Source organism: Bradyrhizobium sp. 956_D2_N1_4, from assembly GCF_052076025.1.
In the GTDB taxonomy this organism is placed as follows: Bacteria; Pseudomonadota; Alphaproteobacteria; order Rhizobiales; family Xanthobacteraceae; genus Bradyrhizobium; species Bradyrhizobium barranii.
The window spans coordinates 5,515,117-5,530,667 of record NZ_CP197237.1; the positions used below are offsets into that span (position 1 = coordinate 5,515,117).

Below are 15,551 nucleotides of genomic sequence, written 5' to 3' on the forward strand. Positions count from 1 at the left end.
ATTTGGTCGCGATGGTTCGGAAGGTCGGCTGAGGTCGGAAACAGGCCAGTGTCAAAGTGTCAAACTGAAAGTCCTAGTTGGGCCGCTGCAGGCCCGGCGAACGCAGCCAATCGCTTAGATGCGAGCCCGTCTCGGCAATCCCGGCTCGCTTAAGCAGGGCTTCACGCTCCGCCCCAGCGGGCAACTGGTGAGCCCGTTCTTTGAGTTCGGCGGCCTGATCGGCCATTCGTTCTTCAAGGGAGCGGGTTTGTTTCACTCTACGGCGCTCCGGCACAGCGGCCTCCTTGAGTAGGCTAGCGACGACTCATAACGGTCCCAAAGAGATTCAGTTCCCGGAATTGAACTTTGTCGCCCTCCCGCCGAGCCTACTGCTCGCGCGGCCTCTGCCTTTGAGCCTTGCGCGCCATCTCCATCCATTCTTCCCCAAGCTTCAGCCAGGCCTCTTTGTCGGCGTCTCGCGTCGCCTTCTCAGCCTCATCCAGGCAATTCTGCGCTTGGCGCAGATATCTCACAAAATCAGCGTCGCCCATCGCGGACAATGCGGCGGCGAACGGAAGGTGCCGAATGAGAAGCCACAGGCGCCGTCTTAAGACAGATCCTGCGGCCCGTCCCCCCGCAGCCCGGGTCGTTCTCTTCGCCTTGTATCGGAGTAGCGTATGCGTTCCTCGCCCTCGATCGTACCGGCCGACCGCCTCGACCGCGACATCTATCTGGTGCTTGAAGACTTTGGCGCGCGTGCCGGTTGCGCCTGGCGCGAGACCGACGAGGCTGACACCGACCTCGATATCATCCTGCAAAATCTCCTGTCCGGCCAGTACGCCTATCCGGTCCGAATTGTATCCTTCAATCCCGTCAAGGGGTGGTCGCGGAAAGCTACTTCCGAAGTCGCCGACGCACTGGCCCAGCGCGCAGCCGACATCGACGCCGAGATCTCACCTGCGCTGCAAGACTTCATCGCCGCCAACGCCACAAGGCGCTTCGACATGCAGCGGGGTCGCCTGATGTCCAGCGAGAATAAGCCGGGCGGCAGCCGGCGCCACGGCCACGACGTGCGTCAACTGTGACGATCTCGGCTGGGTTTGCGAGAACCACCCGGACCGCCCCTGGGACGGCCCGCGCGCCTGCAGCTGTGGCGGCGCCGGCGCACCCTGCCCGGCCTGCAATGCTGCTGGCGAAGGTGAAGTGCCGCGCATGCCGGAAGGCTTTCGGGTGGAGGTCGACAAGGACGGCTGGCGACACTGAGGCGTCTTGTGACAGTTCAGAACGAGGCCCGGCATAAGCTTTATGCCAGACCTCGTGCCCTGAACGACTTGGGCGGCATGCCGTCCTTAGGCGCTAAAGATTTACGCTGCTCCCCGAGGCTTGTCTTGCGTTTTTTCAGGCTCTCCATTCAGTAGGACTGCATCGATTGTGTGCTTGAGCGCAACCGGCGTACAGGGTTTGACGAGGACAGGCATTTTTTCAAATCCGTCGGGCAGACCTGCACTTCCGTAACCGCTCAAGAAAAAGAAGGGCAGCCCCCGGCCCCTCACTACCTCGGCAACTGGCTGCACGTTGATGCCTTGCAAATTGATGTCGAGGATCGCGAGATCATAGCCCTCAAGTTCTGCAAGAGCTCGCGCTTGATCTACGCTTCCCGCCTCGGCGATGACTCTGTGCCCCAATTCCTCAACCATCTCGACAAGCATCATTCGAATGAGCGCTTCATCTTCGACAAGGAATATCGATGCTTGCGTCATGTCTTGCCTCAATCCCTGCTCGCACCGGCCACCGAGAGCCCGTTAAGAGGCTGAGAGACCGCAGTCGTAAGCTGCGGCGGCGCAAAGGGTTTCTGGATCTTCGACAAGGCCTTGGATCGCATCGTCGTCTTCAATCACCATGACGATCGGTGGCATTTAGTCAAAAGTCTCCCCGGGCACACGAGCACTGGACGTTACAAAGTGCACACAAGCCGAAAGTTCCCGAGTTACTGGGAAAATTCGGCAAACTCCGGACGCGCATAACCAATTCCGAGATACGGCAATGCCTGCGCATCCGAGACGCGTCCGGCCAGGGCGGCTCTGGTCCCGGCAGCGATCAGGGCGGCCCCAAAAGCAACAGGAAGTAAGCCTGGCTCCTCCGGGGATTTGCTTCCCAGCCGCGTTGCCTTGCCCCGGCAACGCGGCTGTTCTTTTACGACCGGGGTCGCGCGGGTGTGCGACCTGGCGGGAAACGTCTGGATAGAGGAACCCTCACGCACGCCTGGCATTGAAGTGGCGAAGAGGAGGACTTCGCATGAATGGCATCATCTATCTCGTTGGCCTGATCGTCATCGTCATGTTCATTTTGTCTCTACTCGGTCTCCGGTAGACGCCATGGCCATTGAAACGCTCTCCGGGATTGAAGCCGAGACAGTCACCGCATCCAACCTAACCAGGCCCTGGGGTTTGCAGTGGACACCCATCGTTGTTGGAGCATTCGTCGCTACGGCCTTGTCCCTGATACTCATCTCCTTTGGAACAGCACTCGGACTGGGCATGGCCTCCGCTGCGCCGACCTGGAGAGATGCTTCCGTCGCGCTATGGCTGCTCTCGGGCGTTTACCTCATCTTTCAGTCCCTCATCAGTTTTGGCTGCGGCGGTTATTTTGCCGGGCGCGTACGGCCGCCCTACGCTTCCGCAACCGATGACATCGAGACGCGTGACGGACTGCATGGTGTCGCTGCCTGGGCGCTCGCAGTCTTAATCGGAGCTGTTCTGACCGCGCTGATAGCGGGTGCTGCAAACCGCCCGTCCGCAGCGACTCAACCGCCGTCCGCGACCGAACCGTCGGTCCTAAGTTACGAGCTTGATCATCTCTTCCGTGCGCCCCGGCGGCCGCCGAACGTTGATCTGACGGGTGAGCGTGCTGAAGCCGCGCGAATTCTAGCAACTGCTTCGAGTCACAGCGGCGTCCTCCCAGAAGATCGCACTTATCTAGTTCAGCAGGTCACGGCAGTGACCGGGCTTGCAGCATCGGACGCTGAAAGGCGGGTGGATACGACGTTGGCAAATGCAAAGGGCGCGATCTCGAGGGCTCGCGCGGCGAGCATCATCATCGCTTTCTCGGCGGCTGCAGCGTTGCTGTTCGGGGCCGCGGCGGCTTGGGCTGGCGCAGAAGCTGGGGGCCGGCATCGCGATGGCGAGCCGATTTCCGAGTGGATGGCTCATTCCAATCGATGGCACAAAAGCCGCGTCGCGGATCCCCGGCCACTACCTTAACCTCATTTTGCCGCACAGGGTCACAGGCTGGAAATCCTGTGACCCTGTGCTGCGCCGGTTGTCGGGGTGGTGAATTTCATCGCGACGCGCGAAGTACGAGCTCAGTTTTTGCCGCGCCGCTCGCTTTTCCATAGCTCTCCCGCCGACCTTTAAAACGTAGGAACGAGTGCCTCTCGATCACAGTTGTCGTGCGTCAGTGTCTTTTAGGAGGAGATGACGATGGAAACGGAGAGGCGTGAAACAGGTACGTTGATCGGTAGCGACAAGGTCGAAGGCACAGCGGTCTATGGGTCCGACGCCCAGAAGATCGGTTCGATCGAGCGCGTCATGATCGACAAGGTCAGCGGCCAAGTGTCGTACGCGGTTCTCGGCTTCGGTGGCTTCCTCGGCATCGGGGACGACCACTACCCCCTGCCCTGGCAATCGCTGAAGTACGACACAGGTCTCGGCGGCTACCGGACCAATCTTACCGCCGACAGGCTTCAGGGCGCGCCGAAGTACGGCAACGACAATGCCTGGGACTGGAACGACCCGGGACGCGCGAGAGCGGTGAACGACTACTATTCCGGGTTCTGACGGTTACCGGCGAGCCCGCTTGCGAGAGCGGGCCTGCCGCGGCGGACAACGCGCCTGCTGTCGGCAGAAGCGCTCCACCCGTCAGTTGAAGGAGCCGCCAGTGCGATGCTCGTCGTCGAGGACGACGCCTCATACGCGAGCTCGTCGTGGAAACTTGGCGAGAGGAAGGATACGACTACGCGGCGCATGGCGCAGAGGCATTGGCGTGGTGCGGGCGGCCGGTTGTCGACGTTCTGGTCACCGACGTCAGGTTGCCGGCGGCATCGGCGGATGGAAGATCGCCGAACATTCTCGAGAACACGACCCCGGTCTACCCGTGATCTCGTAGAGATCGGGTGAGGGATCGTAAGCCTGCTCGGACGTCGTGCCGATGATGCAAGAGCCGGGCTTCAGATGCGGCAGTGCTGCCTTGATGATCCAGAACGGTGCGTAGATGTTGGTTTTCATGGTCGCGTCGAAATCCTCCGACGAGACGTCGAGGATGGAGGTGCGCGTCTGTTGACGAGCGGCGTTGTTGACGATGATGTCGAGACCGCCGAGGCCCTGCATAGCCTGCTCGACCAGCTTCTTGCAGAAGGCTTCCTCCTTGAGGTCGCCGGGAAGCGCAAGGCCGGTACGGCCTTCCTTCTTGATCAGGGCGATGACCTCCTGTGCGTCGGGCTCTTCCGCGGGCAGATAGTTGATGGCGACATCGGCGCCTTCGCGTGCATATGCGATCGCGGCCGCGCGGCCCACGCCGGAATCGCCGCCTGTGATCAGCGCCTTGCGGCCGGCGAGCCGCCCGGAGCCCTTGTAGCTGGTCTCGCCGTGATCGGGACGCGGCTCCATCTTGCCGGCGAGGCCGGGCCAGGGCTGTGACTGCTTCTTGAATGGTGGCTTCGGATAGCGGGTGACGGGATCGACCAGGTCCTGCTCGGCCATATCAGTGTTTCCTTTCGCTGTTGAAGATGCCAGCGAAGCCGCGGCGAGCGTCGCGCTCGCCGCGCGGACGATTTGCCGGCGGGATACGGAAGTCTTGTCTCGATGTGCCATGAAGGGCTCCGCGACTTTGCAGTTTCAACCAGCGGAGCGGAGTATCGTTGCTAAACGAGGGCGCCGGATCCCATTTGAGGTCCACAATCCCTCAGCTGCGCCGTCACGTAGGGAACGCCACAACCTTTGATGAGTTGCCCTTACGGTGCCCGAGCGTTTGTGGGAGCGTCCTATCTTTAGAGATGACAACATCGAACAGGACGACCTGCGAAGCCCATATTCGCCGTGGGCCAATCTACCACCCCCGAACATCAAGCCTGTGACCGAGAGTTTCCGCTGCGATGTGCTGATCGTTGGCGCCGGCATCACCGCCGCTCTGGTCGCTGAACGCCTGACCCGGCAGGGCCGGCAAGTGGTGGTGATCGATCGTGAGCTGCCGAGCCTCGGTAGCACGGTTGCAAGCACGGCGATGCTGCTGTGGGAAATCGACCGTCCGCTTCTCGAACTCACGCAGCTCTACGGTTTTGAAAAGGCAATTCGCTGCTATCGCGCGAGCCACGGTGCAACGCGGGCATTGATGTCGCTCGTCGCGCATTATGGAATTCCCTGCGAGATGCGGCCGCGTCTTTCGCTCTATCTTGCCATGGGCGATAGTCCAAAACTCATCAACGACGAATATGCAGTCAGGTCCCGCGCCGATTTGCCGTCACACTTGCTCGACTATGCCGGATTGCTGCAGCGTTTCACGGTCGGCCGGGCTGCCGCGATCCTGTCAAGCGATGCAGCCGACGCCGATCCCGTGCGACTGACGCGCGGCCTGCTCGGCATTTCTGTCAAGCGCGGCGCTCGTCTGCTCAAAGCCGATGCGATTGCGTTTGACGGCAGCGCATCAGGCGTAACTGTCGGTCTTGAGGCCGGACTGTCGGTTGAGGCGCGCGACGTGGTGCTTGCGACCGGTTATGTGATGCCGGACATTGTGCGACCCAGAGCCCAAAAACCAGCGTCCAGTTGGGCGATCGCAACGGTCCCGCAGCCACACAATCTCTGGCCTGAGCAAGCACTGATCTGGGAGGCGTCTCAGAACTATCATTATGCGCGTACGACAACGGACGGCCGGATCATCGTGGGTGGTGAGGATGATGACACGCTCATTCAGCCACACGCCCGCGATGCAGCGACGCCGGACAAGGTGAAGGCGCTCAGGGCATATCTGAAAGCGCTTTGGCCGCAGGCATCCGGCGATGTGGCCTTCAACTGGTCGGGCGCCTTCGATACCACCAGTGACGGGCTACCCCTGATTGGGAGAGTCCCTGGTTGCAAGAATGTCTTTGCTGCTTTCGGCTACGGCGGGAATGGCATCACATTCAGCTTTCTCGCGGCAGAGCTGATCGCCACCCTGCTTTCGGGAGGCACTTCACTCCTACTTGATGATTTTGCGATCGACCGTGACATCGTCGGCTGAAGACTAGAGCTGGGCGTGAGGACAGGCCGGCTGCACCGCATTCACGCAAGCGACGGGCCAGAAGGTGACGTAGCAGGATGATGAGCACGAAAGCGGCCGCCAACTGAGGCGGCCTTACTCACTCTTGAATTCCGCAATCTTTCGATCTTAACACCATAGTTCTACGTCGCAACCGTCAGCTAAGGATCTGGCGCGCTTCTTGGCTTCGATTTCGTCCTCGCACAATAGATCGATGCGAAGCTCGATATGTCCGTCGAGGCCCATAATATATGCGCGGTGCTCTTGTTTCTGCTGCCCGTCCAATGCTTGAAGCCCGTATTTTGAGTTACTGCGTGTTCCGTTCATGCATACACTCGCGTTTTCAAATCGTTCGATGAGTCGAATTCATTGATCGATTCCTCGGTTGGCCTGAGACGGCCTTATTCCTCCGGGGGTTGTAGGCCCGGCGACGTTAGCCACCCGTCTATATGAGAAGCGGTTTCGTGCTGCCGCAGTTTGCGTTCTAGGAGATCACGCCGCGGTCCTGGCGGCGTATTTTCCAATTCCGCTATGATGCGGGTTCTTTCCACGTTCAGATTGTCGCCAATGTGGGATCGTGGGCGTCGTCCCATGGCACTCTCCTTTCCCTGCGTGAATTGGGCGGGAGCGCAACCGGCGTTCTCATCACCGATCAAAGCACGGTGCCGAGCGGTGAGGGAACCAGTGTGCACCCGGAACCAGAGCGACGCCAGAACAAAAGTTAGCCCAGCAAACGTCTGCCGGGGTCAGAAGCCGACTTCGGGCCATCGGCCGGGATACGGCTGCTATGGGCCTTGGCGGATGATCCGGCCGACAAGGCACGTGGCGAGACGAGGAAGATCGGGCGGCGGCATACCTGAAAACAAGGAACGACTCTCCGAAGCTCGAATTGGCTCGTTGGGATAAAATTGGCCCGGCGGTCCTGCCCTTTGTGCCTCCTGTCCAAAGCAGGACCTGCGCTCTGGGAGATTTCGTGATGGCCCACCCAACCGAGGAGCAGATACGGAAACGCGCGTTTGAGCTGTGGGAGCAGTCGGGCAAACCCGAAGGACGCCAAGACGAGTTCTGGGACCAAGCGCAGAAGGAATTACAGGGCGCAGAAGAGCGTGGTGCCCCCAACAAGGGGGCCGACATTTAATTCCGCTGTCGCCCTTTGGCAGCGCTCCAATCTTAGTTCACCGTGCTCTGGCGTTAGCCAAGCGGGAGCATGCTCCGACCATGCGCTGAGGTGGGTTACTCGAACGTACGCGCGTCGCATTTATTCGCCGCCACCCCGTCTCGCGCAAATGTCCGAGTTGGGTCATAAGCCCACCTCGCGCCAACGGTCCCAAAAACGTCAGCTTAGGGCCAACAGGGGAAGCAGCGCGGCTTGGTCGTTAACTGAATAGCGTCCGGTGCGGCCAAGCCTGGAATGCCTCAGCGACAAGATTAGCGGAAAAGCCGCCGCCGGGTTGAGCGCGGCGACGGCTTCTTCTTTACGCACTCAGACGGCGGCGACTACCCGTCGCGACGCATGAAGGAAACGGTTAGCGGGCGCTGCGACGCCATCAATTGGATGACGTTCCTGTTTGCGCAATTCATCGACTAGACGTTCGAGGTACGGCGGCAGAGGCCAGGCTTCGAGAGATAAGTTCTGTTGCAATCTGTCACCCACCTCGTCACAGATCGACCGGGCAGTCTGATGATCGATGTGGTCCGATATTCTGCTGGTCGGTTCCATATCGCGACCTTTCGATTAGGCCCCACGATTAACTCAAGTTACAGGGATGCGAAAATGTTTCGCGCACCTTCGAAGAATGCCGATGGCTTCATTGAATGGAACGAAGACACTGTGCGTCGGCCGATTGCCATTCTCAGCGCTGATACCTACAACCCGCCGAGTTAGTGAAACTCTTGGGGCGCGACTTTCAACACTCAGAATGTCCGTTCCGGTTCATAAGCGGCCATCACGACCAAGCAGCACGGCGTCCGCTGTAAGCTCACAAGCTGACGCTAGTGAGCACCGCCCCGCCTACGCCGTCCGCGGCATCGGCGACGGCGGCTGCGACGGCCGGATCAACGGGGTTTGTATCCTTAGCAGTTTTCATCCCGGGGCTGGCATTGCTCGCACCTGGTTTTTAACCGGAATGCTCAGACTTCGGGCGGGGCCGTTACGAGGCGACCCTTTCTTATGAGAACGACGATCTCTATCTCCACACCATGCTTACCGCTTTCGAATTCTGCCTGCCGACCGCCGCCAAGGTGGTGCCGGCCGGGCCTGACTGGATTCACGAAATCAAATATGACGGCTATCGCCTGCGCGTCGAGCGCCAGGGCAAGACCGTGCGGCTCTTCACCCGCAACGGGCACGACTGACCAAGCGATACCCCTGGATCGTCGAGGCTGCGCTGAACAACCGCGAGCAGCAATTCGCCATCGACGGCGAGGCCGTGGTGCTCGGCGTCGACGGCGCCTCGGACTTCAACGCCCTGCACTCGCGCAAGCATGATCACGAGGTTCAGCTCTATGCGTTCGACATCCTCGCGCTTGGCGGCGAGGACCTGCGCCAGCTGCCATTGACGATGCGCAAGACCGCCCTCATGAGCGACCGAATGTACGGCGCGAGTAGCTTGAGATTACAGACGTGACCCGTCTGCGAAAATCTCGCACGTCGGTGGGTTCCCTGAAATGCGCATCCTTGATCACGGGCGTCAGCTCGTTGCGAAGGGCTTCAGGCAGTGTGGCCATAAGTTCGTTCAGCGGTCCGTGAGGTGGAATTCGGACTAAATGTCCCCCAATTATTGCTACCCCGGGACCGCAGTTGATCACGCCCCAGAGGATGATCGCGATAATATCGTCCCGCTTGCCGCGCGGAATTCGGAGAGGTGGGGGGGCTCAACAAGAATCCATGTCCGGCGGAGGAACCAGCGTTGGTATGTAGTTCACCCCAGCCGACAATTGCCCCGGAATCATTCATTTGAATTGCAAAGTCTGGACTCCAACCGGATCCGGACGGGAAAAGATCGCTTACTGCTGTGATAAACCCTCCGCTTTGAAGATAGTAGTTAAATTCGTGCTCCAACAAGATTTGACCGTTAGCATTGAGGTCAACAATGCGGCCATTTGAGAATGGCGTGAGTGTGTCGGTGGTGGCATCGTAAATTGCCTCTACTTCGGGCCGCCCCGACCAAAAAACCAAACCCACAGCTTGTCGTCGTTGGTGATGCGAATTCCATTGGACATGAAGGTGGGATTTGCCACCGCGCGCAGATTTGCACCATCGTAAAAGACGGGCACTTCGAGCTGATCGAAGCCTAGTACCCACCCTTGAACTCCGATCGCGTGACCAAGATCGTTGATATCTTTCAATTCAAGGAAGGGTGGTTGCGACGGTAGCGTTGGCAACACCCAAGTAACCGCCTGGGTGTTGCGGTTGAAGATAAAACCTCTCATATCATCCGAGACGTTCAGGCTCTTTGCCGCTGTTCCCACCACATCGCCGGAATTGTTCAGCGCCGGCTGTACAATTGTGGGATAACCCGGAATTGCGATCGGCTCGGTCGTATTCGTTTCAAGATTGTAAAGCGAGTACTCCCGCGCGGTGGAGCCCTGCACGAGGGCGAGGACAACGCGATCGTTGTTGATGGCCCGTACAGCTATGATCTCAGATGGAAGAGTGATGAGAGTGCCGTCCACGAGGCGGACAAAGTTTGGCGGGTTCAACCCGGAGCCCGTCAGGATGACGTCGCCTCGATTGCTTATTCCTTGTGGCTGCATCGGACCAAGATCTACGACAGAATAGCCCATGGGGTGTCTCCTGCAGATTGCAAGTGTTTCTTAGCACGGTCTGATCGAGGGCACTTTGGGATTTTGGCGGCAGATGCCCGGCGTGTTTCCTGATTATCCGGCTCCGGCGGTGCGCAAGACCGACATCGGGCGCAAGTTGAGCATGATGCGCTGGGGCATCCGCCACCACCGCAATCCCCTTTCGCCATCCGGGACACCGACCGTCAGGCAGCAGCTTTGTTCTTGATTGCACCAATGAGCGCAGTGAGTATGGCTCCGCCAGCGCCGCCGGCAACTACTTGCGAGATAACGCCGCCGACAGTCAGATTACCCGACTGGGCTGCGGCTACGACCGATGGCAGTAACAACGTCACGACCTGCCCGAGAACCCCGCCTCCGACCAGACCAGAAATGATGTTACCAGCGGTCCCAAGATCAAATGTCGGCGATGACTTGCCTGCGCCAACGCCGCCAAGCGCTCCTGCAACAAGGTTTATCAAAATCTGCTCCATTTCGATCTCCTGTGATCTGCAGCATTGGTAATCTCACACAAAGACGAGACGGCTCCGACGCGGGGTTTAGGGGGAGAGCGTCGGAGCCGTCCCGCTCCGCCGACCGCTCGCGTGCGGGTAGTCGATCCAAATGGTCGTCGGTGGGGTTGTAGCAAGCGGCAGGATCGCCCAACGACCATTGATTTATGTCAACGCACTAAGGCAACCGAGACCACGGTCGGAGCGGCTAATAGCCGAAGCGTATGCCAATCGCCATAAGACTTGGGCTTGCGGCATCAGCGTAAAAGGATGCGGTCTGGTTCGTACTGAATGAGCAGCGTCTGCTGTTCGCCATCGCTGGCATCTGGACGACGTTCAGCGGTGATCGCGGCACGAAGTCGAAGCCGGTGCCGGGGCCGCATCAGGTCTACGGGTTTCTCACGACATCGCCCAACGCGGTGGTTGAGCCGATCCATCCCAAGGCGATGCCGGTGATCCTGACGACCGACGAGGAGCGCGACGTTTGGATGCGCGCGCCGTGGGATGAGGCCAAGCCATTGCAGCGACCGCTGCCGGATAATGCGCTCCAGATCGTCATGCGTGGCGCTGACAAGGAAGACAATCTCCGAAAGGACCATGCCGTGGAGGGACCCTTCGCAATTCCATACAAAGCTAACTGACTATACAGTTCGGGAACACGCTGTCGCTGCGTGTTTGTTCTGGGAACTGGTAAACTGGTCACTTGCGCGCGTGGATCTTCGTCGCAGCCCTTGCTTCGCCTCACTGCGATACCCGCTCCTTTTATCGTCGGCCGAGTGTGAAACTTCGCTCACCGCCCGGGAGGCTTCTCGAGTTTCACCGTCTTTTGCGCCGACCATTTGATTTCTTTCGCTATGAATTTCTCAAATTCCGCATCGACCTTCATGCCGTGTTCAGTGACCATGTGCCGGAGGTCTTCCCACCACTTCCAGCCATTGAAACGCCAAATGCGATGCAAAAAGGTCTCGCTACAATGAGGACACGCAAAAAAGCCACGGGAGACCTGAATGGTACTGTCAGCGTTCTTCTCGCGACGCAGCGGTTCCTCGCCTTCCAGTAAAAGATCCGCCAGATCGAGGTCTGCCCCGACGACCAGAATTGGGTGATCAATTGCCTTGCGGTTCGTCCCGGGCACGTGATCGTGCCCGAAGGAATTTCGCCGCGGACCATGGAGAAATTCGCCAAGGCCGGCGTGACCACCCGCGTCGTCGCTTACGACAAGGTCGCGCTCGGCGGCGGCGGCATCCATTGCTCCACCGCGCCGTTGATCCGCGACCCGCTCTGACGACGGGTCGAGAACCGACCAGCCGGTTCCCTTGCGGGCGCACAGCGACGAGCGTGCGCCCGATCCGCCGAAAGCCGATTCGGTTTCACGACCGCGCGCTGGAAGGGCGGCCGGAGCCGGAAAAAATGGCTGAGCGACCGCCAGCCGCCCCCATCCCGGGCGATTGAACGACCTGCTGCACATCATCTATTGCGGCGCCGGCGAGACGTTGAGCGCGCGACACTGCGCCGCGATGCTGCGGCCAGACCTCGTCAATATCGACGGCGAGGCCATCGAATGGGCCGCGTGGCGTTTACGCCGGCGCGAAGAAAGGCGGAAACATCTGATCGTGCTGTCCGACGGTGCGCCGGTCGACGATTCCACATTGCAAGCGAATGGCGACGGCTATCTGAACCACCATTTGCGTCGCGTCACCGGCGAGATCGAGCAGGCCGGCGACATCAGACTTGCGGCGATAGGCATCGGCCATCCGGTCGAGCCGTATTACAAGGAAGGCATCACCATCAGCTCTCCTGAAGAGTTGGAGAGCACACTGATTCAGCTCATCAACCGGCTACTTATTGCACCTCGATGTTCGCGTCCTTGACCAGCTTGCGCCAGCGGTCCTCTTCCTGCCGGACGTAGCGATCGAGCCCTTCCGGAGAGCCCCCAACCATGATGAGGCCTTCGTTCGCCTCGAGTTGCTTGAAACCACCGGACTGAACGGCCTTTGCCACCGCCTGATTCAAGCGTGCAATCACGGGAGCGGGTGTCTTGGCCGGAGCGTACAATCCGTACCACGACTCTGCAGCATAGCCGGGCACCCCCGCCTCGGCGACGGTCGGCAACTGCGGAAACGCGGCCGAACGCTCGGCGGATGTGACAGCAAGCGCGCGGAGCTGGCCCGCGGCCACCAGCGAGGCCGCGCTTGCCACGGTGGTGAACATCACGTCGATCTGCCCACCGAGGAGATCGCTGATCGCAGGCGCCGCGCCCTTGTAGGGCACCGCCGTCATCTTGACCTTCGCCATCGCATTGAACAGTTCGCCGGCGAGATGAGCCGAAGTGCCGGTGCCGAACGTACCGTAATTGAGCTTGCCCGGATTCGCCTTGGCCTCGGCGATCAGATCGGAGATCGAGTTGATCTTGGATGCCGGATTGACGACGACGATATTGAACGACCGCGCGATCAGCGAGACCGCCGCGAAATCCTTGTGCGGATCGAACGGCAGCTTGTTGTACAGGCTCGGGTTGACCGCGTGTGCGAAGGTCGCCATCAGCAACGAATAGCCGTCGGGCTCGCTCGTGGCCACAGTCTGGGTTCCGACGATGGTCCCGGCGCCCGGCTTGTTCTCGATGATGACGGATTTGCCGAGATCCGCCTGGATGTCCTGCGCTGTCGTTCGCGCGATGATGTCGGTCCCGCCACCGGCTGCGAAGGGCACCACGATCTTGACGATCTTTTCGGGATATTCGGCGCGCGCCGGCGCCACTCCCAGTCCCGCGACCACCGGCAAGGCGGCACAGGCGAGGATGGCGAGGTTCAGCCAGCGCCGCGCGGCGAAACCCTTCCCGCGAACGCCGTCGTGATTGATGATTTCGCCAATGGCCATCTGGAACTCCATCCGATTTTGTTCAGACATTGAGAACAACCAATCCGTCTGCCGCCCTCACGCCCTGGCCCGCCGGCAGTACAAACACCGGGTTGATTTCAGCCTCGACGAGGCGGTCGCCGAGCTGCGCAACCATGCGCGAGAAAGCGACGATCGTTCCTGCGAGCGCTTCTACATCGCACTTTGGCCGGCCCCGAAAACCGTCCAGCAGCGGCCAAGCGACGAGATCGCGCGCCATCGCTCTAGCCTCGGACAGACCGAGGCCGCCTTCGGGTGGAAGCAGACGCATCGTCGTGTCCTTGAACAGTTCGGCGGTGACGCCGCCCATACCGAGAAGGATCGCGGTGCCCAGGGGATCGCGATACATCCCGAGAATGATTTCAACGCCGCCTGAGATCATCTCCTGAACCAGAAACCGTTCGGCTCGCTTCCCGGTCCTGGCCGCGACCTCCTCCGCCATCACGCTCAGGCGGCCGCCAATCGTCTCGGCGGTCAGGTTGACCGCGACGCCGCCGACATCGCTTTTGTGCGCAATCTCGCGCGAGAGAATCTTGAGCACGACCCGGCCACCGAGGTCGCGCGCCGCCTGTTCCGCTTCGCCTGATGTTGCGACCACCTTCTCCGCCACGATCGGAACGCCGAAACGGGCGAACAGGGCCTTGGCCTGTGCCTCGTCCAGCGATCCCGCCGGGAAGTCGCTGATATCGGCCGTCGGCTCGATCGAGCCGGATGTCTGGACCTGTTCCGGCATTTTCGCCTGCAAGAGCCCATCGAGCGCAGCGGCGCAGCTCTCGGCGGACGTATAGGCCGGGACGCCTCGCCGGGTGAGGACGGAGACCACGTCGGGCGCGTAGGGACTCACATAGGCAATGACGGGCTTGTCACTCATCGGCAGGCAGTCGTGGATGGCATCGGCCATCAGAGTCGGCGATCCCACGGCTGACGAGCCGACAATGATGGTCAGTGCGTCGTAGGAGGGACTTGCGAGCAGGATGCGGATTGCGGCGCGAAGCAGATCCGGCTGCAGACCGGCCAAGGTCACGTCGATCGGATTGCGATCGAGCGTGGCGTGCGATCCCGACTGCAAGGCGCGCAATTGCGCGGCCGTCTCAGTGTCGGGAGCGGGTGTCGCAAAGCCGGCGACGCCGAGACTGTCGGACACGATTGTGCCGGCGCCGCCGGTCGAGGTCAGGATCGCCACACGCCTGCCGGACAGCTTCCGTCCCGCCGCAAGGGCCGCGGGAATGTCGAGCAGGTCATCGAACGTCTTGGCGCGGATCACGCCGAGCTGCCCGAACAAGGCGTCGTACATGCGGTCGGAGCCCGCAAGCGCCCCGGTGTGCGAGACGGCCGCCTGTGCACCCGCCTCCGATCGCCCGATCTTGAAGGCGACGACGGGTTTGCCGGCGCGTCGCGCCTTGAGGACCGCCTGGCGAAAGCGAGCCGGATTGCGGATCGCCTCGATATAGAGCGCAATGACCCTGGTCGCGCTGTCGTCGGCAAAAAAGTCGATGAAATCAGCGAGCTCGAGATCGGCTTCGTTGCTGGTCGACACCAGCTTGGACAGCCCTACCCCGCGCGCGGCGGCGCGCGACAACAAGGCGCCGAGAATGCCTCCGCTTTGCGAGACCAGTCCGATCGCGCCGGTCGGGAAGTGATCCATCGCCAGCGCGCCGGATGCCGAGAGCACGATACTGTTGGTGAGATTCACTAGGCCGATCGTGTTCGGCCCGAGAATGCGCATGGATCCTGCGGCCTCCATGAGCTGCTTCTGGCGCTCGGCGCCTTCCGCCCCGGTTTCGGTGAAGCCGCTGGCAAGAACGATTGCCGCGGCAGCTCCCCGCTCCGACAATTCGCGCACCGCGATATGCGCGCGCTCCGCACCGAGCAGGACAATGCCGACATCGGGCACGCCGGGCAGCGAAGCGACGTCGGCGTAGCAGGCCAGACCGCCGATTTCCGCGACCTTCGGATTGACGGGATAAATCTTACCCGCAAAGCCGTGCTTCTGGAGATAAGAGACCGGCCGCCCCGCCGTCTTGCTTGGGTCCGCCGATGCGCCGATGATTGCGACGCTGCGCGGTCGGATCAGGCGTTCGATGGCATCCATCG

General features: G+C 60.8%; 15 protein-coding genes and 2 pseudogenes. 10 read left to right on the forward strand and 7 right to left on the reverse strand.

Translation table 11 applies throughout. The features are described from left to right. Positions 1-656: 656 nt before the first annotated feature. Positions 657-1,064 (forward strand): hypothetical protein, encoded by a 408-nt coding sequence (locus AB7535_RS26105; RefSeq protein WP_439035419.1) that lies wholly within the window; start codon positions 657-659, stop codon positions 1,062-1,064. A 279-nt stretch (positions 1,065-1,343) separates the two neighbouring features. Here the strand turns inward: AB7535_RS26105 and AB7535_RS26110 are convergent, their stop codons facing one another. Then, a complete protein-coding gene (locus tag AB7535_RS26110; RefSeq protein ID WP_439035420.1) occupies positions 1,344-1,739 on the reverse strand; it encodes a response regulator in 396 nt (131 codons plus the stop codon). A 615-nt stretch (positions 1,740-2,354) separates the two neighbouring features. Between AB7535_RS26110 and AB7535_RS26115 the strand changes: the two genes are divergently transcribed. Then, the gene (locus AB7535_RS26115; RefSeq protein ID WP_439035421.1) at positions 2,355-3,239 is read left to right on the forward strand and encodes a hypothetical protein; all 885 of its coding nucleotides are present in this window, start codon (positions 2,355-2,357) and stop codon (positions 3,237-3,239) included. Positions 3,240-3,458: 219 nt separating this feature from the next. Further along, positions 3,459-3,815 carry a PRC-barrel domain-containing protein gene (locus AB7535_RS26120; protein WP_028160059.1) on the forward strand — a complete coding sequence of 119 codons (357 nt, stop codon included), beginning with the start codon at positions 3,459-3,461 and terminating at the stop codon, positions 3,813-3,815. Between the two features lie 321 nt (positions 3,816-4,136). On the opposite strand, the pseudogene AB7535_RS26125 reads toward AB7535_RS26120, so the two are convergent. Next, positions 4,137-4,736 (reverse strand): annotated as a pseudogene (locus tag AB7535_RS26125) (SDR family NAD(P)-dependent oxidoreductase); the annotation flags it as partial. A gap of 394 nt (positions 4,737-5,130) precedes the next feature. On the opposite strand from AB7535_RS26125, the gene AB7535_RS26130 reads away from it, so the two are divergent. The 4 genes from AB7535_RS26130 (at position 5,131) to AB7535_RS26145 (ending at position 8,894) form a co-directional block, all read left to right on the forward strand. Then, on the forward strand, positions 5,131-6,249 hold the full coding sequence (locus AB7535_RS26130; RefSeq protein ID WP_439037371.1) for an NAD(P)/FAD-dependent oxidoreductase: 1,119 nt from the start codon (positions 5,131-5,133) through the stop codon (positions 6,247-6,249). A 994-nt stretch (positions 6,250-7,243) separates the two neighbouring features. Beyond that, positions 7,244-7,405, forward strand: a complete 162-nt coding sequence (locus AB7535_RS26135; protein WP_439037153.1) for a DUF2934 domain-containing protein — start codon at positions 7,244-7,246, stop codon at positions 7,403-7,405. 1,061 nt (positions 7,406-8,466) lie between these two features. After that, the gene (locus tag AB7535_RS26140) at positions 8,467-8,622 is read left to right on the forward strand and encodes an ATP-dependent DNA ligase (RefSeq protein WP_439037154.1); all 156 of its coding nucleotides are present in this window, start codon (positions 8,467-8,469) and stop codon (positions 8,620-8,622) included. A 32-nt stretch (positions 8,623-8,654) separates the two neighbouring features. After that, positions 8,655-8,894, forward strand: a complete 240-nt coding sequence (locus tag AB7535_RS26145; protein ID WP_439037372.1) for an ATP-dependent DNA ligase — start codon at positions 8,655-8,657, stop codon at positions 8,892-8,894. Between the two features lie 520 nt (positions 8,895-9,414). On the opposite strand, the gene AB7535_RS26150 is transcribed toward AB7535_RS26145, so the two are convergent. Next, positions 9,415-10,053, reverse strand: coding sequence for a hypothetical protein (locus AB7535_RS26150; protein WP_439037155.1), 639 nt, complete (start codon positions 10,051-10,053; stop codon positions 9,415-9,417). Between the two features lie 203 nt (positions 10,054-10,256). After that, positions 10,257-10,544 (reverse strand): hypothetical protein, encoded by a 288-nt coding sequence (locus AB7535_RS26155; protein WP_439037156.1) that lies wholly within the window; start codon positions 10,542-10,544, stop codon positions 10,257-10,259. 284 nt (positions 10,545-10,828) lie between these two features. Between AB7535_RS26155 and AB7535_RS26160 the strand changes: the two are divergent. Beyond that, positions 10,829-11,203, forward strand: a pseudogene (locus AB7535_RS26160) (SOS response-associated peptidase family protein); the annotation flags it as partial. Between the two features lie 149 nt (positions 11,204-11,352). Here AB7535_RS26160 and AB7535_RS26165 read toward each other — a convergent pair. Further along, the gene (locus tag AB7535_RS26165) at positions 11,353-11,697 is read right to left on the reverse strand and encodes a hypothetical protein (protein WP_439035422.1); all 345 of its coding nucleotides are present in this window, start codon (positions 11,695-11,697) and stop codon (positions 11,353-11,355) included. 6 nt (positions 11,698-11,703) lie between these two features. On the opposite strand from AB7535_RS26165, the gene AB7535_RS26170 reads away from it, so the two are divergent. Both AB7535_RS26170 and AB7535_RS26175 read left to right on the forward strand, forming a co-directional pair. Beyond that, complete coding sequence (locus tag AB7535_RS26170; protein WP_439035423.1) at positions 11,704-11,847, forward strand: hypothetical protein; 144 nt, start codon at positions 11,704-11,706, stop codon at positions 11,845-11,847. A gap of 163 nt (positions 11,848-12,010) precedes the next feature. Further along, the gene (locus AB7535_RS26175) at positions 12,011-12,433 is read left to right on the forward strand and encodes a cobaltochelatase CobT-related protein (protein ID WP_439035424.1); all 423 of its coding nucleotides are present in this window, start codon (positions 12,011-12,013) and stop codon (positions 12,431-12,433) included. Here the strand turns inward: AB7535_RS26175 and AB7535_RS26180 are convergent. Next, positions 12,405-13,439, reverse strand: a complete 1,035-nt coding sequence (locus AB7535_RS26180) for a tripartite tricarboxylate transporter substrate binding protein (protein ID WP_439037157.1) — start codon at positions 13,437-13,439, stop codon at positions 12,405-12,407. The genes AB7535_RS26175 and AB7535_RS26180 overlap by 29 nt on opposite strands. Before the next feature lie 22 nt (positions 13,440-13,461). Further along, positions 13,462-15,549, reverse strand: coding sequence for an acetate--CoA ligase family protein (locus AB7535_RS26185; RefSeq protein WP_439037158.1), 2,088 nt, complete (start codon positions 15,547-15,549; stop codon positions 13,462-13,464). Between the last annotated feature and the right edge of the window lie 2 nt (positions 15,550-15,551).